Here is a 21,137-nt window from a genome sequence, read left to right on the forward strand (position 1 = left end):
CAGATATGAAACCCCTACCCATTGCGTCGGATGACAGGAAGTTCATTGCCAGCAATGAGCAAAAGCTGCCGCCTGAACAAGCAGTTTTTCCAGAGCTTCACCGCAAGACACTTGTGACAGATACACCGACTGCAATTGTGTATTGCGAAGGAAACTTCGCAAAGATCGATGGCAAGACGGCTAATGGTCTCGTTCGACATTCACAGGCCTATCGCGTTCTTTCGGTGATCGACAGCACGTATGGCGGTTGTGACAGTGGCAAAGTGCTTGATAATGTCGCAAATCAGGTTCCCATCTTCGATGATCTTGATGCCGCCGTCGCTAATGAAGCTACGATCCCCGACACGTTTATTTACGGAATGGCGCCGGCCAGCGGCAGAATGTCCCTTGAAGATCGCGAAGCTGTTGTGGATGCGATAACGCTCGGAATGAACATCGTCAGTGGGCTGCATGAATTTCTTAGCGATGACAAGGAGCTCGCCGGATTTGCCAAAATTCACGATGTCACGATACGCGACATTCGCAAGCCGCGGCCAAATCCCGACCTGCGCCTGTTAGATGGCAGTATTGGAGACGTCCGGGCGATCCGCATTGCGGTGTTCGGCACCGATTGTGCAATTGGAAAGCGTACAACCGCGACAATCCTGACAGGTGCACTTAACGCGCATGGGATCAAAACAGTTTTGGTCGGCACCGGCCAAACTGGTTTGATGCAGGGCGCCAAGTATGGTGTCGCGATGGATTCGGTGCCGCCGCAATTTTGTTGTGGCGAACTTGAGCGCGCTGTCGTTGCGGCATCCGAGGGTGAGCACCCGGATGTAATAGTGATCGAGGGCCAGGGCGCGCTAAGCCATCCGGCTTTTTGCACATCAGCCTTCATTCTGCGAGGCAGTCAGCCACATGCAGTTATTCTTCAACACGCGCCTAAACGAAAACGTCGATGTGATTTCCCCAACATGACTATGCCCGACCCTTGCGATGAAATCACCCTGATCGAGGCTTTTGCGAACACAGAGGTAATTGGCATGACGATCAACCATGAAGGAATGAATGATGTTGAGATTTCAAAGGCCATCACAGACTACAACTGCAAATTGTATCTCCCGGTCACTGACGCATTGAACCGTCCTCCAAAAAACTTGGTGAATATGGTTCTATCTGCCTTTCCGCGCTTGCAACCCGTACGTGCTACGACGATTGAATGAGCAAGCTGCGTATCGACGTTGATCTGGACAAAATTCGGTACAACACACGGTTCCTGGTCGACCACCTTAGACCCCGCGGAATTACGGTGACAGGTGTGACAAAAGCCGTTTGCGGTCATCCTGAGATTGCGAATGCTATGCTTGAAGGTGGCGCGACAGGGCTGGCGGACGCGCGGATCAGCAATATCATGCGTATGCGCGATGCTGGAATCTCGTGCTCCATATCCTTGATCCGAACGCCCATGCTGAGCCAGGTCGCGCAAGTCCTTGATAACTGCGATGTCAGCTTCAACACTGAGATGGACATTATCGCCAGCCTGGCCATCGAGGCGCTGGGGAAGAACATTACTCACAATATTATCCTGATGGTGGAAATGGGGGATATGCGGGAGGGCATCTTGCCTGAACACCTTGAGGGCACTGTGTCTCAAATTCTTAGAATGGAAGGGATTTCTCTGAAGGGGATTGGCGCAAATTTTGCCTGTCTGGGTCATGTGGCACCCTCTGCAGGAGCAATGGAATTGCTTTCGTCGCTTGCCGCCGACACCGAACTTGCAAGTGGACCCGCTCTGGAAACAGTGTCAGGCGGCGGTTCTGCCAGTTTGCCATGGGCGCTTGGCAAGGGGGCGACCGGAAAAATCGACAACCTGCGTCTGGGTGAGGCCATCCTGCTGGGTACCGATCCCGTTTCGGGGTACGCGATCGACGGGCTTTACACAGATGTTTTCACGCTTTGGGCGGAAGTGATCGAAACGAAGACCAAATCAAATCCAAATTCCTTGCAATTGAATTATCCTATACCTTCTATGCAGTGTGTGACTTTAGACAGTCCTTCGAAAACTCGGTCGATCCTTGGCATTGGACTCCAGGACACCGATGCAGCGGGTCTAATATTCCCTGCTGGCGTCACGTTCGTCGGAGCCACCAGTGATCATATCGTTGTTGAAAACACCAATTGTCTGCTTCGCCCTGGTGGCGAGGTAAAGCTGAAATTGAACTATAGCGCGCTCTCGCGCGGCATGGCTGCACCTGATGTAGCAAAAGTCTTCCATGGTGATGGCGCATTGGTTGACTGCACCCCAGCGAACACTGATCGCCCATATTCGAAGCGAAAGTAGCGCGCCAGGGTTGCCGCCGCCTCGGTTCTGCTTCAGCCACCCGTCTTATTCTACGGCTTTACGTAGTAAATGAGGCACCCAATCCCTATATTGGATGTAGCCGCATTCACTTTTCACACCCTATCTGGGCTCGTGGGTGTTGCGGACAATCAAAGGATCAAAATGATGTCTTTCAAAGACCTGACGACCAGAGCGGCTGCCGCACTGAAGGAAAACGATGCGGACGCGTCAAAAAAAGAAGTGACGTCGAAAGGACAGGACGCCGTCCCCGAAAAATCAAAGCCTAAACCTCAAAACTGATAATACCCTGCCGGGAGCGGGTGGCTTGTTCTTGTTTACATCTCCGAGCGAGCGGTATCAGCAAAGGAGAACTACCCAAATGAACCAACTAATCAGCAAGACAATCGCAGTCTTTTCCAGGCCGTTTACTTTCCCTGGCTTTGACGAATTACTCCCGGCGGGCGAATACGACATAGAAACTGAGCTTTCCGCACCACCAGATTATTTGGATCCAGAAGCCTGGAAAGCATCAGTGCTAATCTTTCTGCTTCCACGGAAATCTCACCCCGGTCTGGCGCGAACCTTGACCGTTTCTCTTACTGATTTGGAGAGAGCCCGCGCAAAGGATAAATTGTCTTCAAAGCAGTTGTCGCAGTTCTTGCTCGACCAACTTTTGGCCGATCCCATGGTGCAATTGATTATGGAAGCGGATGGTGTGTCTGAGACTCAACTTCGGCACCTCTACTCGGAGTCGCTCATTTCTGAGGCAGACGACGGATCATCAGATCAACGAGCCATACCACGAGGATGCGCAAGCGGTTCTCGGTATGCTTTCGCTGTCCAAGCTGCTGAGAACGAAGGAATGCCAGTTCGTCCTATTAAAACCCCTCGGATTACAGGCCGTCCCATCGGACAGTCTGAACCAGGCAGCTCCTTCAATCTCAAGGCTTAGGGCTCGGAACTTTCTTTTCCAGTCGCTGTATAAACCAAAACAGAAATCGAGGCTAAGAACTGATGGAAGACTTCGACAACGACGCAGATACGATCATGGCTCGCGCCCACAATGACGTGCCGCAAGAACGCCCGTGTCTTCGTTGCAGAACGCCATTCTGGAGCGAAGGGTTCGGAGAGCGGATTTGTCGACGCTGCAAGGGGTTGAGCGCGTGGCGAAATGGCGTATCAGTAAGCCCTGGGTTAGCTCGGCGTCGCTGATAACCTGACGCCGGTCTTACCAGCTTTTCTGATCATATCTCATTTTATCTTATTGGTGCTGACCCGGGCCTTTTAACGTGGAACCCGATCGGTAATCGGTGCTGAAGACGAAGCGTACGCGCGGTTTGGACTCGAACCGTTCTTATGCGTAGTGATATGGGCTCAAGCCTCCTAATGCACACACTTAAACCATGCCAGTATTCATAATCGGACAGCAGGCATTCACGCCGCTTGTACTATTCGGTGGTCAGCGCGGTGCTGTTGCTTGGGTGCGGAGGGTGGATCGGAGTGCAAAATATGCCAAGAGTCCAACTACCTGCAGTCACCCCAAAACCCAGAGCTTGGAACAAGGGGCGGATCATCGGTCAGAAACGACCGCTACTCCCAAAACAGGTCTGGGCGATCCGTGCCCGGCTCGAACTTTCTGGAAATCTGCGTGATCTCACAATGTTCAACGTCGCGATTGATAGCAAGCTACGCGGCTGCGATCTGGTCAAACTCGCTGTGACCGATCTTGTCAAAGACGATCGCGTCCGTGAGCGTGTTTCGGTGATCCAGAGCAAAACCAAGCGATCTGTTCAATTCGAACTGACGGAAAACACGCGAGAAACTGTATTGGTATGGGTAAAATCACCGGAAATGTTTGCTAGCCGGTTCATGTTTCCAAGCCGATTCCATGATCGACCACACATCTCGACGCGCCAGTATGGCAGGCTGGTTCGAGACTGGGTGACCGCAATCGGATTGGAACCGAGCGGATATGGCACGCATTCGCTTCGCCGAACCAAAGTAGCTGAGATCTACCGCAAGACAGGAAATCTCCGCGCGGTCCAACTTCTGCTTGGGCACACAAAGGTCGATAGCACCGTGCGATACCTGGGCGTTGAATTGGAAGACGCGCTAAGCATTGCAGAGCGCATAGACATCTGAGACAGTTTGGCGAGCGGCGCTGTCGGTCGCCAATCCATAGTGGTTCTAGTTCTTTTACGCAGGAGTGGGACGTAGCGTGCCCTGAGCGGAAGTGTCAAAATCTTGTTGCGTACGCTCGCAGCACAGTTTTCTCGGCTCAGGCGCAATTTACAGGGTGCGGGACCGAGCGGCCATTTGATCACGCCGCGAGTACTTGTGCAGAAGCGGCGCGAAAATCGCTGCGTTGCAGCCAATGTTATCAGGCCAGTCATTCATAGTCACGGGGAAGCCTTGATCACATACTCCTCTTTCGCCGCACTCAGGCCAGACAATTTCTTTCGGTAGTTCACCAAGGATCTTGGTCACCGGCAGTTTCAAAAACTACCTGCCCTGGCGGTACTTGCATTGCGACAAGGGAAACTTCCTTGACTCTATTCTGGCTAAGGACCACAAAAGTGCATTGGTGAAAGTTACTCGTCGCCGCGATGCTGCCGGCTTCGATGATCCAATGGCCTTCAGAATAACTGTAGCATGTGCCCCAGCATAGGAACGGGTTTCGCTGGGGTCTTCGCTATGAGCTCGTTCCTCGCAAGCATTCGCAACTGTCACCTGACAAGCCCCAGTCATCGCGTGAACCATGAAAGAAGGCGCCGTATGAACTGCACATGGCTTATAAATTGCGTGTTTGATGCCCGATAGATCAGGTCTCAGGCTCCTTTTCAATCAGTCATTCATCGTGTTTACGCGCTGCATTCTTTGTTTGATCCCGACACTCTTGGTGTTGCTCTCCGGAACGCAGCTTCCTGCCCAAGTCGCAGGCAATGCTGATGGATCGGTCTGTGACGAAGGCTTCGAAAACAAGAACGGATCGTGTCAAAGAACAGACGTACCAAAAAACGCATATTTGACGGGTAGCTCCTATGGCAGCGGCTGGGAATGCAATCATGGTTTTCAAAACGTTGGAGAACTCTGTGAGGAAATAAGAGTTCCGGAAAATGCCTATCTTGCCTCAACCGGAGATCGGTGGGAATGCAACCGGTTGTTCCAGCGTATCGGGGACGAGTGTGAAGAGGTGATTTCACCTCAAAATGGGTACGTCGAAACTAGGTTTGGCGTACAAGAAATACACTGCAACTGGGGATTTCGTAAGGAGGATCAGGATTGTGTTGCGATTAATGTCCCGAGCAACGGCCGCCTGACTGACAAAAACAGCGCGGATGGTTGGGTGTGCCTCAGAGGTTACAGGGCAGCGGAGAGTAGCTGTGAACCTGTGGCAATTCCACAGCATGCATATCTTGCGCCTGAAACCTTTTCTGGATGGAAATGCAAACGAGGTTATCGCGCAAACCGGGACAGATGCATTGCGATCCTTGTCCCTTCAAATGCTCACTTGAATCGGAGAGGTGACGGTTGGGAATGCAATCGGCCGTTTACACGACAGAACGATAAGTGCACCGAAAATGTGCCGCGACAATAGGTTGGTGGGAACCAATACCTCCTGACATATCCGGAAGGACGAATCCGTGAACCATAACTCGATTGACGAAAACCTGGGTAAAATACTCAAAGCCGAAAAGGCGCAACGCTGGTCCTACAGCATAAAGATGTTTGTCGCATTGGCGGTGATTGTTGCGGCCATAATTGTGGTGGTGTTTCTCTGATGCGTAAAAGCACCCCTCAGGTTAGCCTCCGGCACCCAATATCGGCAATTCGCGACCTAGAACAAAGAGCATTTCAGGAACGCAGTGTTCGTAAGTCGCGGAACGCTGACGTAGCCGGTGTGATTGAGGAACAGTTTGGCAGGTACTTGATTAAGGCCGGCATTCTGAGCGGTAACAGCGTTGCGCGCGCATTCCCCAAGCCACCAGCTAAAACGCAGGTAATGATTGCCGATGCAGTTGGTGAAACACCAGCGTTGGCCATTGAAGCCTTAAAAGGAATTCTCGAAGAACGAGACAGGAAACGTAGCGGTCAACGACGTTTGGAAGGAAACTCCGGCACGCTCGTTCCCAGTGCAAGAGAATATGCAGAGGCATTGCGCCAGATCAGGCTCACCCCTGCGCAGGTCACAATGCTCAAAGCACTTACTATCGCAGGTAGGGAAGGTCTGACCATTGGTCACTTGTCTCAGGCAGCCGGTTACAAATCACGCGAGGCCTCCATCAAGGTTTTCAAGAAAATCGGACTATTGATCGCAGAATATCTGGAACTGGACCTACCCGAAGCCGGATCGGTACAGAATGATGGCGCCGCTCAGGTCCTGGCATTTTCTCACATCGAAAGTGACGATGAGCCAGCAACTTGGATTATGCATCAGGAACTGCGCGACGCTGTTCGTTCGGTTCTATGACGTACGTTCCAGCCCCCGCTTTTGTAGAGAACTCTGAACCGGAACAAATGCACGAAAGGTTGCACACGTAGCTTATGCTGGAGAAGAAACCATACCCGCTCGACCTGATCTATGTACCTGTGAAGCGTGCAAAAACACTTGATCAGCAAAAAGTCCTGACGCTGGCCGAAGATATCCTGAAGAACGGCCAGAAGACCCCGATTCAGATACGCGCGGACAACAAGAGGTTCGTGCTGATTGAAGGCCTTCACCGACTAGAGGCCATTCGCGCCCTCGGCGGTGATACTGTCGACGCCTTTTTGGTGCGCGCCAGATTACACTAAACTCTTGTTGGGATTGGCGTTCGACAAAGCCTGAGAAAACGTCAGCAGGCGCTGACTTTCTTCATCCCAAAGATGCAATCGTGCGCAATGAAGGCTCTCATATAGAGTAATACGCTGGCAATTTTCCAACTCGGAATGGTCACGCAAAACCTCGTTTAGCCGATAAAACGGTATGCGGCTGGCAAGGTGGTGAACATGGTGCACACCGATATTGGCAGAGAACCACCGCAGGATGCCTGGCAGGGCGTAGTGAGAACTTCCATAGAATGCGGCGTTCTGAAGATTCCACACTTCTTCCCGCTCCCAAGTCGTGTGTTCAAACTGGTGTTGAATATAGAATAGCCAAATACCAATCGATGCGGCGACGATCATGGTTGGAAGGAATACAAAAACCAGTACATCCAGGCCTCCGGTCCAAAAAATCAGAGCCAGGACCACCGCAATCGCGGCGTTTGTTCCCATTGCACTTGCCCAATTCAGCCAGCCTGACCGCATGAAACCAAAGGGCAAGCGATTTTGAAAAAAGAACGTGTAGACCGGTACGATACAGAACAGGAAGAAGGGGTTCCGGATTAACCTGTAAGCGGCACGCCCGAACCAATTCCGTTTCAGGTATTCCTCAATGGTCAATGTAGGAATGTCACCCATACCACGCCGATCAAGGTTACCGGTTGAGGCATGGTGAATCGCACGGCTTTGCCGCCAGACGTCATAGGGTGTCAGGGCGAGAACACCCAGAACCCGGCCGGTCCAATTGCAAACGGTGCGGCTTCTAAAGAAAGATCCGTGACCACAATCATGCATGATGATGAAGATACGCACCAGAAATGCGGCGTTCAGGATGGCCAATAGAACAGTGACCCAGATACTAAGGGATAGCGCAAACCACGCTGCGCCCCATAGCGCGAAAAAGGGGATGACAGTGATTGTCAGTTCAATAACGCTACGCTTCGTATCGGGCACACGGTATTGCGCGAGCGCCCGGGTCAATTCCTGCTGTTGCAACTGACTTGTTCTCCAAGGGCTTTTAGCAGCCCATTGTGCAAACGGGCACCCCATAAGGGTGCCCGTAAAAGGTCAGGCCAGTGCCAGATTGGCGGCGCTGTCGCGCCCGTCACGGCCAGCTTCGACGTCAAAAGTGACCTTCTGGCCGTCCTTCAATTCGCTGATGCCGGAACGCTCAAGTGCTGAGATATGCACGAACACATCGCGCTTGCCATCTTCAGGTTCGATAAAGCCAAAACCTTTGGTCGAGTTGAACCATTTTACTGTGCCATTTGCCATGGTGGAAGTCTCCTAATACTTGCCGCCCGCATTATTGCGGCGACTCGGCGTGGTCGGTCTGAATCGAAAGACTGAACGCCGAGTTTGGGAGACAGCAGGTCGAAAAAGAAAAACGTAAGCCCTGTGTATATGGACTTCGAGTACACACGATACAAGCCTTGATACAACGGAAAGCAACAGAAGATCTAAGTCTGCCCAGCCCAATTTGGGACAAAGATAAGCAGAACCATTGCTCTGTGGTTCGGAAATCAGAGGTCGGCTTCCGATAAAACCTGCCGAATGCGTATGCAGCAAATTGATTGCTCAGGCACGGCAGGTAGGGCTCACTGTCCGAAATCGCCGCGTGCTTCAAGAACACCGCGGCAAGGCACAAATGTTCATTGAGTGATTGAAACATTGCTAAATCAACGAGTTGACCTCTCTAACGAACGGTAGATTCTGCGCGGCCCGAATCTTGGGTCATGCTGCGTTGGCATAGGGCGACTGCGAGCCTCAAAGTGCCATTAGTAGGTCCGTATCTGCGCAAGCATCGGGCAAGAAACGTTCCCGATGTTACAGTTGGCCGTAAGTTCATTCAGGGCGGCCTCCAATCGCTTAAGTTCGATTATCTTCATACGCACATTGGAGATATGAAGCTCGGCCAGTTCCTTAACGGATTGGCAATCCTCGCTATCACCTTCGGATAGGTTGAGAAGCACCTTTGCATCGGCAAGCGAAAAACCCATGTCTCGGCACTTCCTTAGAAAACGAAGCCGTCCAACATCGTGCGCGGAGTACATGCGTCGATTATTCGATGCCCTTTCTGGTTTCGGCACGATCCCTTCGCGTTCGTAGTAGCGGATAGTATCAATTCCGACACCGCTTTGCCGGGATGCCTCCCCAATCGCAAACATGTGAGATTCCCTGTCTTGATCCTGTAGTGGCTACAGAAGTTAAACGAGAGGTTGTTGTCTCTACAACTCCGCGCGACGTAGTCCATCAGGGAAACAGAATGCAGAAGTACCTTAGCCTCAGCTATTTGGGATCGCTATCAGCGCTTGGCGTCGCGACTTGCTGCGTTTTGCCCATGACGATGATGTTACTGGGGCTGGGTGGCAGTTGGTTGGCAATCTTTGGGAAGGTTGCCGCAGCGAGTTACTATGTGCTGACGATGTCAACGGCGCTCGTCGTGATATCATGGATGGTATCTTATCGGCGCGGTTCCTTGCCGACGTTGAAATGGTGGCTTGCAGGAACGACTCTAATCACCGGCGTGGGTTGGGTCGTTGTGTTTAACGAGGCATGGATTAACGATTACCTGATCATGCAGATGTGAGACTATGACAAAACAAACTGTAGTCCTAGAAAGCACCCTGATTTGCCCGAAGTGCGGCCACAGTGAAACCGAGCAAATGCCAACGGATGCTTGCCAGTGGTTCTATGAATGCAAGTCGTGCAAAACAGTTTTGAAGCCGTTGGAAGGCGACTGTTGTGTTTACTGTTCATATGCCACGGTCCCGTGTCCACCAATTCAGCTAGGCGATAGCTGTTGCGGATGAAGTGAAGGACGGTTTTGTTGAGCGAACTGTGAGCCGCCGCCGCGAGCATCGCTGCTATTTGCATGAATGACAGTTTTTTCCGCTGCTTGGCCGCACAAGGTATTCGGCAGTTGCAGTGTCGTTACTGCTGCAAGCGCATGCAGCAATAAAATCCAGGGTACAGGTTGGGCTCGGTTTGGTCATTCAGTGAAATCTGTGCAAAGTCTGTATTGCGGGACAAAGGGAACTTTCACCGGGCAGGTGCCAAGGTCTGCTTCCGGATTTCTTTAAGATTTTCGAGCGTTTCTTCTTTGGCTGAATAAGGAGGCGATTGCGGCTTCAAAAAAACACTAATGTCGGCGATCTCGCTTATGCCAGCGTCGATACAGGCGTCCTTTGAAATATCTACTTGCCACGCCACAGCAACCAATACGTGACACCAAACGCCAGACCGAGTCCAGAATACCCAACGAAATAAAGCGGCTCCAGGTCCGTCGTATCGAGTGTAATGACCTTTCTGGCAACGGCCATCAGGGCAGTTGCAACTACCAGCTTCACATGTATGACATCGGCCGTCAGGTAGAGCGTGACATTCGTGTAAATCTCGATAGCGATCAGCACAACAAGCGCGGCCGCAAAAACCTCCAACAGAACACTGACGTCAAGAATCAGGACCGGTGGACTTACAAGCTTGATGTAGAACGAGTAACCGGCGTCGATGACGGCAAATCCGATCACAACGACCATGAACAAAGACATCACCCGAACGGCGTGTCGAATGAGCCGATTGCAGCTTCTGACAATCAGATCCTAATGGTCAGGGTCAAGCTCGACATGCGCTTGCGCATTGCGTTGCATCTGATCGGCCATCAAGACCTCCCTATTTTCGACGTTTCATAAAAAGTTCTTCAGCCAAACGTCAGCGCCCTCTGGGCAAGACGACCTGAGCCTGCAAACGCAAGCGAACGCCTTCGGCACCCACTTCGGGCGCTTCGAGCCAATAGCCCGCCCCCGCTTGCAGATTGACCGGCAGCGCCCCCCATTGGACCAGCTTGGAGACCGAAGCGTTTATAGGCACAGCCCAGGCATCAGTTTCCCAGTCATAGGCGCTTTCGCTTTGCAGCGAATAGGTCCACGCGCCTTCGGTGGAATAAGCAAGAAAGGGCTGGACAAAACTCACATTCGTGGGGGTGTCGGGGTTGCTTTCTAGATCCCACAGATGATTGGCCAGCGCACCATAGGTCCACGGACCGGTCTGTCGCAGTGCAATGCCGGTGATCCCAGCAGCCCATGTATCACTCGATACGTCGCTAAAGGTTGGAAAGCGCACAACGGGACCCACGCCCCACGTTATGTCCCCGGTTCCGATTGGCGAGAACCACGCAGAGAAAAGGATATCTCCGAACCCCTCCTGGCGTGTGCCCGGCACAACGTCTTCCTGCCAGATGTAAGGAATGATAGTTCGGGTGATCAGGTTAAGGTCATCGTTCAGTTGAAAGGGCACGACTGGTTGAAAGTTCAGCGTGGTGCGCGAGCCCTGATCAGAGACGCCCAGATTTTCATCATGGTTCAATTGAAACGGAACCGAGACGATTGCCGCAAGCGGGTTGGCCAGTTCCTGGGCCAGATCGGATGCCTCGTCTGCAACGGTTGTGGTTCCGGCACTGGCTGCAAAAAGCAGCCCCATAAGAGTATGGGATCGACGCATAGCCGTGTACTCCTTTTGAAATGCAGGTTGGGCGAGTGGCCTAGTTGATCGGCTCCAACTTCGGGAAGGTCCAATTGCCGTTCAGGATTGCATCCTCCGGCTCATAAAGGCGGATCGCATAGTTCCAGCCCGAAGTGATCGGCAGACAGTTCACGCGGCCATCGTCGCACCCACCGAAATGCAACGTGACCGAGCCGTCTTCTGCTGCTTCGGCTGTGTAACCGTTGTAGCTGTTTACGCCCAGATCATTGGCTTCCAGAAAGCCGTCACCGTTATAGACAGTCACCGACCAGAACGCCCGAACCGGCACATCCTTGACGGTTACCGCATGCGGTGTTTCGCCGTCATTCTGATCGACCGCGTCCAACAGATAGATCGCGGCCTCAGGCGGAAGACCGCCCCAACCCGAGAACGCACCGACCAGAAACTGAACCGGATCAATCTCGTCCTTTGTTCTGCCAAAGGCGCGGGCTGAATCGGTGCCCAGCAAGGATAAATCGTTTATCGCCTGACGCGCAGTGGCAAGTTGTTCGGTGTTCCAGTTGGGCGCGTCAAACGGGCCCGTTCCACCGCCGCTGACGACAATTCCATCCTGTGCCGCTTGCGCGGCGGCAATATCATCCGGGTCAGTCACATCGACGAATGTGCGAAACGCGATGAAACCAAAGCGCGTACCAAGGTCTTCCTGTGTGATTTGATACGTGCCGGGCTCTGCCTCGGCATACATGAAGTGGTCCTGATTGATGACATGCATCGAGATATAGCGGCCATCCGCTTTAGGCAGTGTCACTTCGACGGGTTCGCTCAAATCCAGCAGAATGCCGGAGTAGAGCGTGTCCTGGTTCATGCGGATGACGGGCTGGTTATCCGGTGTGGTGGCTTCGCGCATATGCCCCAATTCGCCAACAGCGAGGCCGAGATTGGCCATGTTGGTCCGAAACATGTGATCTGTCTCGGCGCGCACAAGGGTGTCGACGGTCACATCGACCATGTCTTCGGCCCAAACGCCTGTCGGGAGTGTAAGCGCGACTGTCAGAAGAAGCTTTTTCATCGTAAGCATCCTGTTGTTCAGTTTGCGGGTTCTACGGAGGGGAAGACCCAGCTTCCGTCGATGACCTCTGGGCCCGGCTGATAAAGGCGCACGGCATAGTTCCAGCCATCCATGATCGGGAGACAGTTCACACGTCCGTCGTTGCAACCGCCGAAGTGCACGGTCACACTGCCATCGTCATTCTTGGTGCCTGAGACCGAGTTGACCACATACGTGTCGAGGGAATTGAGTTCAAAAAACCCGTCTGCATTATAAAGGCTCACGGACCAGAATGCGTTCACTGGCACATCCGCCGGGACCTGGATTTTGTATTCCCCAAGCGGCAGGCCGGGCTCGATATTAAGATAAAAGGCCTCGTCTTCTGGCAGCCCACCAAAGCCGACTGCTGTGCCAAGGAAATGGCGTAATGGGTCTACATGATCTGCCTTACCAAAAGTCCGGACGCTGTCTGTGGCGAACCTGCCCAGCTCAATTGCGGCTTGGCGCAGCGCCTCAAAGCTCTCCGCGTCGTAATTGGGCATCTCGAAGGGCGTCGCGGAGGCAGCATCAATGGTGAACCCGTCCTGAATTGCATTGACCGCCGCAACATCCTTGGGGTTCTCGGCATCCACCAGTATTCTCATGAAAACAAGTACGTAGGGGGTATGGAATGTACCCATGTCAAGCTGGAACACACCGCCACCGTCGAACACTTCATTGATGAAATGATCCTGATTGACCACCATCGTCGTCATGTATCGGTCGCCCACATCGGGCAGAGTCAAGGTTGCGCCTTGGCTGATATCAATAACCGCAACGCTGTAGAGCGTGTCGCGATTCATCCGAATGGTGGGCTGATTGTCGATGGGGGTGGGTTCTTTGAAGTGAAAGAACTGATTTACGCCTCCGGCCAGGCCATTGTACGTCTTCAGTTCATTGTCTGTAGCAGCCCGAACAAAGTTGTTTATGGTAATGGGCACTTCATATGTCTCAGCAAGTGCATCGACCGTGGTATCAAAGCTCTGAGCGGTCGCTGTGCTTCCAATCAGGACAGCTAAAGCAGCAAGTTTCCAGCGTTTGTGCGTGAGATTCATAGTTTGCCCGCTCCACTAGCCAATTACAGAAATGCATTGCTTGATGGTCCCGGCACCTGATCAAAAGCGCATTCTCACGCCTCTCATTTTGTTGTTTTTTAAAATGCTACAATTGGAGCCTTGGCCATCTCTCTCCAACAAACCACAAAGTTCGAATGTATGCCCTGACAGATTGGAGCGACCGCTTCCGAAAACTGGTTAAAAATGACAGGTAGCGATAGCGTTTCGGCCAACAACTAGAAACTCTCTTTGCATATTGACCCGACGGCGGTCCTATTATTCGTGTGGTGATGTCAATCTCTTAGAGCGCACTCTCTGCGGGTAGCGTGGTTCAATTCGATTGAGCCCCTACCAGCGGGCACCTGACTTTTTTACCTCAAAAAGTGACTTCCGCTTTGACGCAGGTCAGGGACACAGAGCCGCGCTGGTCTATGCTTGACGTGCCCGACCTTTCAATTGCGGGGTCTTAAGGAGCTATGATGACAGGGCATGACGCACATGCTCAACACAGAACACCGCCGCTTACACGCGGGCGGGTTATCGTGCCGCTTTTGCTTGCGTTTCAAGAATCCGGTCAATCTGTAGAAAGTCTCCTAGCGGAATTCGATCTATCCTTCTCGGAATTGAACGCTCCGAGTTGTTTCATTCCGCACGACACTGTCTATGCCGTGTTTGAAGCCGTCGCACAAAAGACATCCCCAGACTTTCCAGCACTTGTTGGTCAAACTTCAGATCCGACCGTTGCATCCCCATTCGGACAGGCCTTTCGCGTAGCAAAGTCGCTGGCCGATTTCATTGCCAGGTTTTGCGTTCATGCGGGAAACAACACAAACGCGGTCACCATGACACTCGATGTCTCTGGAGAGTTCGCCGTGCTGTCCGCCAAACGCAGGTTCACGCCATGCTGTTCGCCCGCCTATATGGATGCGTTTCAGATCAGCCGATGGGCTACGTTGCTGCATGAAACCGCAGGTCAGCGTTGGGAAGCAAATAAGGTTCTTGTGCGTGTGAACCGTCCTGATCTGCTCCCGTCTTACTTCTACGGTATCCGGGCGGTAGGTGCGGGCTCAGACGGGTATTCCATCCGCTTCCCAAGTGCCTGGCTTTTGTTTGAACTGGTTAACCGAACCGCGACCGAGTACGTGTTGACCACTCAGGACGAAAAAAACCCTGTACCTACAGACTTGTTGAGTTCGATCCAAAGCGTTGCCAACTCAAGGGTCGGGCGCACGGACTTGTCGGCTACGGCGCTCGCCAAGGCATGCGGTTTTCGAGGCGCGGTTCTCAACCGACGGCTTGCTGCCTATGGGACATCACTGTCGCGCATCGTCATCGAAGCCAAATGTGACCAGGCGAAACATCTGCTTTCCAAGTCTGAATTGTCGGTGGGCGATATCGCTGATCATTTGGGATACTCTGACGCGACGGCCATGACACGGGCCTTCAAGAAATGGACGGGTCAAACACCGTCAGAGTTTCGCGCCCGTGAAATGAATAGCGTTAAGGCATCTGTTCCGATACTCGACCCGGTCGAATGCGATTGTGAAACGTAACAGGACAACGGCGCGGCCCATCTTTTGCCGCGCCTCGAACTCGGGATAGGCAAAGGGGGGAGCGGGCCATGGCGTGCTTAAAAATACGGTGTATCGCAAGCAGTTTTCTGGTTGCGGCGACGATACTGCCCGGCGGATCAACAGCAGTGGCACAGGACTCCGACTGGAGTTTTTCCGGCAGCTTCTACATCTACGCGGCGGACACCAAGACAACCATTGGATCGCTGGAGTCGGAACTCAGCTTCAGTGAAGCGGTTGAAAACCTTGATCTGGCATTCATGGGTACACTTGAAGCGCGAAGTGGCCGGTGGTCGCTGATCGCGGACTACATGCGCACAGACCTGTCCTTTGACAATGACACTCCCGGCCCGGTGTTCAGTGGCGCTGAAACCAGTCTGAAGACGCAGTTTTTAAGTGGATATGCCGCTTACACGGCCTATCAAGACCAAAACCTGGCCGTCGATCTCGGTGGCGGGTTTCGCTGGTTTGAGACGAGCAGCACGATCACTCTGGTCGGCGGCCCCACCCCGGCACCAAGTTCCAGTGCCAGCGACGATTGGATAGACCCTCTGATTGCGGCCCGTATCCGGTATCAGATCAATGACCGATGGTCGGCCGTTGCCTTGGCCGACTATGGTGGATTTCGCTCAGATCGCGAAACCGCACAGTTTTTGGCAACGGTAGGTTATGCGATCGCTCCAAAGTGGAATTTGCGCGCAGGTTATCGCTACATCATGGTCGACAAAGGTGAAGTTGACAGCAGGTTCAAGCTCTCACAATTCGGACCCGTGTTGGGTGTGACCTACAGCTTCTGAGTAAGGGCATTATGCGAAAGGCGGCCATGCCGAACACAAACAGGTCTGTAGTATCGAAGTTGCGCCAAGGCGCGAGCAGCGGTGCCGACATGCTTGGGACCGACAATTGCAGCCGGATGCGAACAGTCGGACAAAGGCAATTCAGAAAAGGAACGACGAGGCGACTGATTGCCAGAGCTTTGCCTGCGGCAACCGTGTGTTCGTTCTGTGTCCTCGCTGCCTGCGGGCCAAACATCTATGACGAAATTGAACTGATGCCCTCCCCAACGGTCTATGCCGAGGCTGCTTTTGACCCTTACAAGGACATCACGGAAGACAATTTCGTGCAGCGTTCGCAGCTATTCTACGCTACAGATCGGCTGCCCGCGGTTCCCGGCGACCCACAAGCCTATTACAACAATGAGCGCGGTCACATTCTGCGTACCGGCATTGGCGAAGTGCAAAGCAACCCCCCATTGGCGACGTTGAAAAAGCTTCGCCACGTTACCATGACGCGCGACCGCGCTAAGGACTACACGCTCAGCTTGTCTGACGTACAAGAGATTGGTGTCATGCCGTTCAGTGTCACGCGCTACATGAACGATCCACCTTCGCAAAAGGAGATGAAGGCAGCCGGACTTCGGTTTGCCCAATGGATTGACGATCACCTTGCAGCCTCTCGCAACAAAGACATTTTCATCTATGTCCATGGCTACAATGTCGATTTTGATTACTCGACCCTTGTCTCCAAAGAGTTGCAACACTTTCTGGGCTATCAGGGCGCCTTCATCAGCTACAACTGGCCCGCTACACCCAATCGCTTGGCGTATTTTCGGGATCAGGAATCTGCATTGGCGACGCGCCGCAATTTGCGGTCTCTTGTCGAATACTTGTCGGCAAACACCAACGCCCGGCGCATTCACCTTATAGGATACAGCGCAGGCTCAAGGCTCGCATTTGAAGCCGCCTATCAGATTGCTTTGCGGCCTGGGCCAAAGCCGCGGCTGGGGCAGTTGATCCTGATCAGCAGCGATCTTGATCGAAGCTATTTCTTGCAATCAATTGAAGACGGCCTTCTGGATGCCGTTATAGGTGTGACACTCTATCAATCGCAGACCGATTCAGCGCTGGCGATGTCACGGTTGGTCTTCGGCCGCGACCGTCTGGGTCAAGTTTCCGATGAAGCAATAAATGGGTCTCTGTTCCAGCGCCGACTGTCTGAGATGAAAACCCTACATATCATCGATGTGACCGAGGCCGAAGCAGCCGATACAGGAAACGGGCATTGGTACTTTCGGTCTTCGCCCTGGGCCAGCAGTGACCTGTTCATTTCTCTGCTTACAGACCGAGATCCTCAAGCGCGCGGGCTTGTGCGTGCTCCGGGCGAAGCTGTCTGGAGTTTTCCATCGAATTATCCGCAGACACTGCAACGCTTTCGAAATGGCAGCTAGTACTGGGACTCCAGTGGGTCAGAACCATTAGAACCAGTTTCTGGATTTAATCTATGAGCCTGACAACGCACCTAGAATGCTCAACGCAAAGCTGACGTTCGAGCAACGCGCAGCATCGGTAGAAGTGGGCTCAAACCAGACATTTGACGCTTTCTGTCGGGCTTGCGGTCGGTCCCAACGTGGTTAACGGCGGCTGTGCGGACAAAAGTGTCAATTCGCTGCGAGCGCACCAACGTCAGCTATGTGGGCAAATCGACTGTGCGCAATAGATCATGTCGACAATCAAGAAATAAAATATGTACGAATTACATCCTTCGATTTCCTGCCAATTGACGGTGTATAGGGAATTGATGAACTTAGTTTGGCAACAAAAAAGAAACGCTGATCATCAGCTTTGGCTACCGGCCTCGGCTTCCAGTGCATTCATCACCGCCGTTGCTTCTTTGTACGCCATGTCAACAAAGTCGACCAGATACTGCTGGTTTCCCTTCGTGGGATAGACGAGCCAGAACGGGACCGCCACGCCATTGTCTGGTTCGAGGCATTTGATGAGTTCCGGAAATCCTGCGGCGACGCTACAGGGCAAAGGCGCAAATCCAACACCATTGCGAACCGCAGACAATACTCCCTGTAGGGTATCGCACCGCAAGACAATCTTGGATTGCGCAAACAAACCTTCCGCCCAGGCCCGGACGATTTGTGGCCCAACCGAATGCTCAAAAAGCACGCATTCTTTGCCCGACAATTCACCAGGGTCCATCGGTGTCGGCAGATCGGTCAGCTTGTTCTGATTGGCATAGAGTGCCCAACTCACATCACCCAGGTGATGATACGTCAATTCCGCCTCATCACCTTTGTTGCCATGACGAAACGCAATATCCGCTTCACCGGCAACAAGATCCAGCGGTTGGTTGGTCAATACAGTTTCGAACACAACCTCTGGCGCCGTTTCACCATAGCGGGACAGGAGCGGGCTAAGGATGCGCTCAAACACTTCAACTGTAGATGTCACGCGAATGACCTTGGACGTAACGGATTTTCGAATTTGGGTTGCGGTACTGTCGAACATTTCAAGGGCGCGCTTAACCTGCGCTGCCTCACCGGAGAGTTTTCGAGCCACCGACGTGGGATCAAATCCACGCGGACTGCGCTCGAACAGGGTCAACCCCAAGGCATGTTCCAAGGCGTCAATACGTCGGCTTACGGTTGGTTGCGAAAGACCAAGCACGTCTGCTGCTGCACGGGTCGATCCGGTCTGCATGACCGCCAAAAAGGCCACAATATCATCGGGAGATGGGCGCGGCATGTTATTCAATCCTGAAGAACGTTCATCCTTCTTGGCCGTATCACAACTACCGGCTGACGGGCTACAATTTTCCACGTGATGGGCTATGGCGTAACCGGAGAGAACGCATGATTTCAAAGACATTGATAGCGTTAATCTTTTGCCTTGGTGCCACGGCCAATCCTGCGGTGGCGCAACTGGCATCAGATCAGATGTTCAGCCATCCGCTGACGGCACGCATCGGAAATGATCTGACAACCATTTACCCGATTGACCGTGAAGCGACAATGATCGAGACCATCATGATCCCGGTTAATGACAATGGATCAGGAACAACCGAACTCTCCGCCAATGTCTTTTACCCCAAGGATGCGGGCCCTGTTCCTGTGATCGTCAGCCTGACCGCCTATGACAAGGATATCGGACCAAGCCGTTATGTGCATACGGCGCGCGGCAATATCAACCGGGAGATCGGGCTTAACCTCGGTGACATGAATATCAGCGATGTCGCCCCGTTCGAAGCTGCTGATCCCGGTTACTTCGTGCCGCACGGGTACGCGGTGGTCATCATTGATGCTCCGGGAACCGGGAAATCGCCTGGTACGGAAGATCCTTTCAGCCAAGCAACGGTTGACGCGTTCAAGCAGGCCATCGAGTGGATTGCCCGTGGCACGGAGAATGGCGGGCCCGGTTGGTCAAATGGCAATGTCGCAACGCAAGGCACATCTTATCTGGGTATCATCCAGTGGTTGGTCGCGGCGACACAGCCCAAAGGTTTGGATGCAATGATTGTCTGGCAAGGATCATCTGACATCATTCGCGATGATCTGTTCAATGGTGGAATTCAGGAAACCGCCTTCATTCCATATTGGCTCTCGGGGAAATCAGCCGCGTTTCAGGATCCTGACACCAAACCTGAATTTGGCCTGACTTTTTCAGAGATCCCGCTGGATCTTGTTCCCGACCTGACTGAATTTGAAATCCCCCCGATCCTGGATGTCGAGAACATTGCAGTACCAGCGCTGGTCGCTGGTACGTGGAGCACTCAAGGCCTGCACTCCCGTGGTAGCTTTGAAGGTTACAGACGGCTCGGCATCGCAGGTGTCCCACGTTATCTGACGACCCATGGCAGGGAAGAATGGAGCGTCTCGAACCAAGATGAATCCCGTGACAAGCAGCGAGTGTTTCTGGACTGTTACCTAAAAGATGTGACGGATGCCTGCGAAGCACTGGAAAACGAACCAGTGCATGTCGAGGTGATGCATGGGGACAATCTCTTTCACGACCGGTATGTAGATGCTTGGCCTGTGCCGGGCACGGAATATCGCCGGTATTACCTCGACGCGGTCACCATGACACTTGGCGACAATGAACCTTCGAGCGCAGCTATCACTCAATACGATTCCGATGTTGTTGTCATTGATGATCCCGAAACAACCAATCCCCGTCTGATCTTCAGCCATACCTTTGAGGAACCAACCGAAATCGCCGGGTATTCGAAGCTACACCTGATCGCCTCACCGGACGTGTTGATGGATCCCAGAGCGCGCGATGATGACCCCAATACAGCCGTCGACATGGATGTATTTGTCGGATTGCGCAAACGCGGCGCTGACGGTGAAGTCCAGTACTTCATCAACCTTCTGGCCAGTGACAGCTTGTTTACCCGAGGCTGGATACGCGCAAGCCTTCGCAAGACCCTTGATACCTACAATGGGCATCCGGTCCCTGACTACCGGACGATCTATGCCTTGGATGAGGTTCAGAACCTCACACCCGGTGAGGCCTATTACCTGGAGATCGAAACTCTGCCAACCGCCGTTTACTTCGAAGCAGGTGAAGCACTTGAACTGATCATTGCAGGGTCAAATGTGAGCTTTACACCGCACAATCAGCATACAAAGTTGGTCAATGTTGGTGTTCATACGGTCTACACCGGTGGCAGTCACCCCGGAGAATTCCCGATTTCTTCACCGTATCTTGAACTTCCCATCGTCAAATTCGCGAGCACACCGCAGCCGATTGCCAAAGGGGAGCCGCTGCCAATCCTGCGCGAGGTAGACTGAGATCCCGGCTGTGAAGTAAATGGATCAGGTCCGCTTTGAGCGAACAATGTTCGTTTGTATAGTGCGCAGCATCAAGCAAAATGGGCTCTTCATGCGCTTTCGCCGTTCTTAGCTTGAACGATCGTTTCAACGTATGGAGCAGCTAAATCGGTCCAATACGCAATAATCGCGGTGACCGTTAAAAGGCGGCCATCGGAAGTCCGTTGCGAGCCACTGAGCGGAACTTCCACGAGCCGAC

Annotated in this window: 21 protein-coding genes; 13 read left to right on the plus strand and 8 right to left on the minus strand. The window is 52.9% G+C overall.

The genetic code is table 11. From position 1 onward, the window contains the following. Positions 1-5 precede the first annotated feature (5 nt). The 7 genes from ACR0K5_RS10475 (at position 6) to ACR0K5_RS10505 (ending at position 7,117) form a co-directional block, all read left to right on the plus strand. Positions 6-1,205 carry an N-acetyltransferase DgcN family protein gene (locus tag ACR0K5_RS10475; protein WP_480629636.1) on the plus strand — a complete coding sequence of 400 codons (1,200 nt, stop codon included), beginning with the start codon at positions 6-8 and terminating at the stop codon, positions 1,203-1,205. Next, positions 1,202-2,323, plus strand: a complete 1,122-nt coding sequence (locus ACR0K5_RS10480; protein WP_480629637.1) for an alanine/ornithine racemase family PLP-dependent enzyme — start codon at positions 1,202-1,204, stop codon at positions 2,321-2,323. The genes ACR0K5_RS10475 and ACR0K5_RS10480 overlap by 4 nt, the downstream gene beginning before the upstream one ends. A 379-nt stretch (positions 2,324-2,702) precedes the next feature. Next, positions 2,703-3,275 (plus strand): hypothetical protein, encoded by a 573-nt coding sequence (locus ACR0K5_RS10485; protein ID WP_170743321.1) that lies wholly within the window; start codon positions 2,703-2,705, stop codon positions 3,273-3,275. 557 nt (positions 3,276-3,832) lie between these two features. Then, positions 3,833-4,465: a tyrosine-type recombinase/integrase gene (locus ACR0K5_RS10490; protein WP_170403722.1), complete on the plus strand. Its 633-nt coding sequence runs from the start codon at positions 3,833-3,835 to the stop codon at positions 4,463-4,465. Positions 4,466-5,967: 1,502 nt separating this feature from the next. Next, the gene (locus ACR0K5_RS10495; protein ID WP_170743319.1) at positions 5,968-6,105 is read left to right on the plus strand and encodes a hypothetical protein; all 138 of its coding nucleotides are present in this window, start codon (positions 5,968-5,970) and stop codon (positions 6,103-6,105) included. Beyond that, entirely contained in the window at positions 6,105-6,794 is a 690-nt protein-coding gene (locus tag ACR0K5_RS10500; RefSeq protein ID WP_480629638.1) for a hypothetical protein, read from the plus strand. The genes ACR0K5_RS10495 and ACR0K5_RS10500 overlap by 1 nt, the downstream gene beginning before the upstream one ends. A 74-nt stretch (positions 6,795-6,868) precedes the next feature. After that, positions 6,869-7,117 carry a ParB N-terminal domain-containing protein gene (locus ACR0K5_RS10505; protein WP_170447556.1) on the plus strand — a complete coding sequence of 83 codons (249 nt, stop codon included), beginning with the start codon at positions 6,869-6,871 and terminating at the stop codon, positions 7,115-7,117. Here the strand turns inward: ACR0K5_RS10505 and ACR0K5_RS10510 are convergent. From ACR0K5_RS10510 to ACR0K5_RS10520, 3 genes are all read right to left on the minus strand, one after another. Further along, entirely contained in the window at positions 7,109-8,107 is a 999-nt protein-coding gene (locus ACR0K5_RS10510; protein ID WP_480629639.1) for a fatty acid desaturase, read from the minus strand. The two genes, ACR0K5_RS10505 and ACR0K5_RS10510, sit on opposite strands and share 9 nt — an antisense overlap. Positions 8,108-8,194: 87 nt before the next feature. Further along, positions 8,195-8,401: a cold-shock protein gene (locus ACR0K5_RS10515; RefSeq protein ID WP_170430361.1), complete on the minus strand. Its 207-nt coding sequence runs from the start codon at positions 8,399-8,401 to the stop codon at positions 8,195-8,197. Between the two features lie 503 nt (positions 8,402-8,904). Further along, positions 8,905-9,294: a MerR family transcriptional regulator gene (locus ACR0K5_RS10520; RefSeq protein WP_170637988.1), complete on the minus strand. Its 390-nt coding sequence runs from the start codon at positions 9,292-9,294 to the stop codon at positions 8,905-8,907. Positions 9,295-9,392: 98 nt separating this feature from the next. Between ACR0K5_RS10520 and ACR0K5_RS10525 the strand changes: the two genes are divergently transcribed. Together ACR0K5_RS10525 and ACR0K5_RS10530 are read left to right on the plus strand one after the other, a co-directional pair. Further along, positions 9,393-9,716, plus strand: coding sequence for a hypothetical protein (locus ACR0K5_RS10525; RefSeq protein WP_170447553.1), 324 nt, complete (start codon positions 9,393-9,395; stop codon positions 9,714-9,716). Between the two features lie 4 nt (positions 9,717-9,720). After that, positions 9,721-9,939 (plus strand): GDCCVxC domain-containing (seleno)protein, encoded by a 219-nt coding sequence (locus ACR0K5_RS10530; protein ID WP_237217120.1) that lies wholly within the window; start codon positions 9,721-9,723, stop codon positions 9,937-9,939. Positions 9,940-10,323: 384 nt separating this feature from the next. On the opposite strand, the gene ACR0K5_RS10535 is transcribed toward ACR0K5_RS10530, so the two are convergent. The 4 genes from ACR0K5_RS10535 to ACR0K5_RS10550 form a co-directional block, all read right to left on the minus strand. Further along, the gene (locus tag ACR0K5_RS10535; RefSeq protein WP_170334894.1) at positions 10,324-10,677 is read right to left on the minus strand and encodes a phosphate-starvation-inducible PsiE family protein; all 354 of its coding nucleotides are present in this window, start codon (positions 10,675-10,677) and stop codon (positions 10,324-10,326) included. A 160-nt stretch (positions 10,678-10,837) separates the two neighbouring features. Beyond that, positions 10,838-11,626, minus strand: coding sequence for a transporter (locus ACR0K5_RS10540; protein ID WP_170400928.1), 789 nt, complete (start codon positions 11,624-11,626; stop codon positions 10,838-10,840). Between the two features lie 40 nt (positions 11,627-11,666). Continuing rightward, positions 11,667-12,677 carry a DUF1254 domain-containing protein gene (locus ACR0K5_RS10545; RefSeq protein ID WP_170694911.1) on the minus strand — a complete coding sequence of 337 codons (1,011 nt, stop codon included), beginning with the start codon at positions 12,675-12,677 and terminating at the stop codon, positions 11,667-11,669. A 17-nt stretch (positions 12,678-12,694) separates the two neighbouring features. Next, positions 12,695-13,750 (minus strand): DUF1214 domain-containing protein, encoded by a 1,056-nt coding sequence (locus ACR0K5_RS10550; RefSeq protein WP_170334888.1) that lies wholly within the window; start codon positions 13,748-13,750, stop codon positions 12,695-12,697. A 479-nt stretch (positions 13,751-14,229) separates the two neighbouring features. On the opposite strand from ACR0K5_RS10550, the gene ACR0K5_RS10555 reads away from it, so the two are divergent. The 3 genes from ACR0K5_RS10555 (at position 14,230) to ACR0K5_RS10565 (ending at position 17,548) form a co-directional block, all read left to right on the plus strand. Then, on the plus strand, positions 14,230-15,303 hold the full coding sequence (locus tag ACR0K5_RS10555) for an AraC family transcriptional regulator (RefSeq protein WP_170400930.1): 1,074 nt from the start codon (positions 14,230-14,232) through the stop codon (positions 15,301-15,303). Positions 15,304-15,371: 68 nt separating this feature from the next. Beyond that, positions 15,372-16,118 carry an outer membrane protein gene (locus ACR0K5_RS10560; RefSeq protein WP_480629640.1) on the plus strand — a complete coding sequence of 249 codons (747 nt, stop codon included), beginning with the start codon at positions 15,372-15,374 and terminating at the stop codon, positions 16,116-16,118. A 116-nt stretch (positions 16,119-16,234) separates the two neighbouring features. Continuing rightward, entirely contained in the window at positions 16,235-17,548 is a 1,314-nt protein-coding gene (locus tag ACR0K5_RS10565) for an alpha/beta hydrolase (RefSeq protein WP_480629641.1), read from the plus strand. A gap of 388 nt (positions 17,549-17,936) precedes the next feature. Here ACR0K5_RS10565 and ACR0K5_RS10570 read toward each other — a convergent pair whose 3' ends face one another. Next, complete coding sequence (locus tag ACR0K5_RS10570; RefSeq protein WP_170400932.1) at positions 17,937-18,854, minus strand: LysR family transcriptional regulator; 918 nt, start codon at positions 18,852-18,854, stop codon at positions 17,937-17,939. Between the two features lie 107 nt (positions 18,855-18,961). Between ACR0K5_RS10570 and ACR0K5_RS10575 the strand changes: the two genes are divergently transcribed. Then, positions 18,962-20,899 carry a CocE/NonD family hydrolase gene (locus ACR0K5_RS10575; protein ID WP_480629642.1) on the plus strand — a complete coding sequence of 646 codons (1,938 nt, stop codon included), beginning with the start codon at positions 18,962-18,964 and terminating at the stop codon, positions 20,897-20,899. The last annotated feature ends 238 nt before the right edge of the window (positions 20,900-21,137 follow it).

It is taken from the genome of Ruegeria sp. AB9, assembly GCF_056542585.1.

Excerpts from the sequence above, each read along its gene's own strand:
- ACR0K5_RS10475 (WP_480629636.1), top strand. The coding sequence starts at position 6 with ATGAAACCCCTACCCATTGCGTCGGATGACAGGAAGTTCATTGCCAGC.
- ACR0K5_RS10480 (WP_480629637.1), top strand. The coding sequence starts at position 1,202 with ATGAGCAAGCTGCGTATCGACGTTGATCTGGACAAAATTCGGTACAAC.
- ACR0K5_RS10485 (WP_170743321.1), top strand. The coding sequence starts at position 2,703 with ATGAACCAACTAATCAGCAAGACAATCGCAGTCTTTTCCAGGCCGTTT.
- ACR0K5_RS10490 (WP_170403722.1), top strand. The coding sequence starts at position 3,833 with ATGCCAAGAGTCCAACTACCTGCAGTCACCCCAAAACCCAGAGCTTGG.
- ACR0K5_RS10500 (WP_480629638.1), top strand. The coding sequence starts at position 6,105 with ATGCGTAAAAGCACCCCTCAGGTTAGCCTCCGGCACCCAATATCGGCA.
- ACR0K5_RS10505 (WP_170447556.1), top strand. The coding sequence starts at position 6,869 with ATGCTGGAGAAGAAACCATACCCGCTCGACCTGATCTATGTACCTGTG.
- ACR0K5_RS10515 (WP_170430361.1), bottom strand. The coding sequence starts at position 8,401 with ATGGCAAATGGCACAGTAAAATGGTTCAACTCGACCAAAGGTTTTGGC.
- ACR0K5_RS10520 (WP_170637988.1), bottom strand. The coding sequence starts at position 9,294 with ATGTTTGCGATTGGGGAGGCATCCCGGCAAAGCGGTGTCGGAATTGAT.
- ACR0K5_RS10525 (WP_170447553.1), top strand. The coding sequence starts at position 9,393 with ATGCAGAAGTACCTTAGCCTCAGCTATTTGGGATCGCTATCAGCGCTT.
- ACR0K5_RS10530 (WP_237217120.1), top strand. The coding sequence starts at position 9,721 with ATGACAAAACAAACTGTAGTCCTAGAAAGCACCCTGATTTGCCCGAAG.
- ACR0K5_RS10535 (WP_170334894.1), bottom strand. The coding sequence starts at position 10,677 with ATGTCTTTGTTCATGGTCGTTGTGATCGGATTTGCCGTCATCGACGCC.
- ACR0K5_RS10540 (WP_170400928.1), bottom strand. The coding sequence starts at position 11,626 with ATGCGTCGATCCCATACTCTTATGGGGCTGCTTTTTGCAGCCAGTGCC.
- ACR0K5_RS10545 (WP_170694911.1), bottom strand. The coding sequence starts at position 12,677 with ATGAAAAAGCTTCTTCTGACAGTCGCGCTTACACTCCCGACAGGCGTT.
- ACR0K5_RS10550 (WP_170334888.1), bottom strand. The coding sequence starts at position 13,750 with ATGAATCTCACGCACAAACGCTGGAAACTTGCTGCTTTAGCTGTCCTG.
- ACR0K5_RS10555 (WP_170400930.1), top strand. The coding sequence starts at position 14,230 with ATGACAGGGCATGACGCACATGCTCAACACAGAACACCGCCGCTTACA.
- ACR0K5_RS10560 (WP_480629640.1), top strand. The coding sequence starts at position 15,372 with ATGGCGTGCTTAAAAATACGGTGTATCGCAAGCAGTTTTCTGGTTGCG.
- ACR0K5_RS10565 (WP_480629641.1), top strand. The coding sequence starts at position 16,235 with ATGCGAACAGTCGGACAAAGGCAATTCAGAAAAGGAACGACGAGGCGA.
- ACR0K5_RS10570 (WP_170400932.1), bottom strand. The coding sequence starts at position 18,854 with ATGCCGCGCCCATCTCCCGATGATATTGTGGCCTTTTTGGCGGTCATG.
- ACR0K5_RS10575 (WP_480629642.1), top strand. The coding sequence starts at position 18,962 with ATGATTTCAAAGACATTGATAGCGTTAATCTTTTGCCTTGGTGCCACG.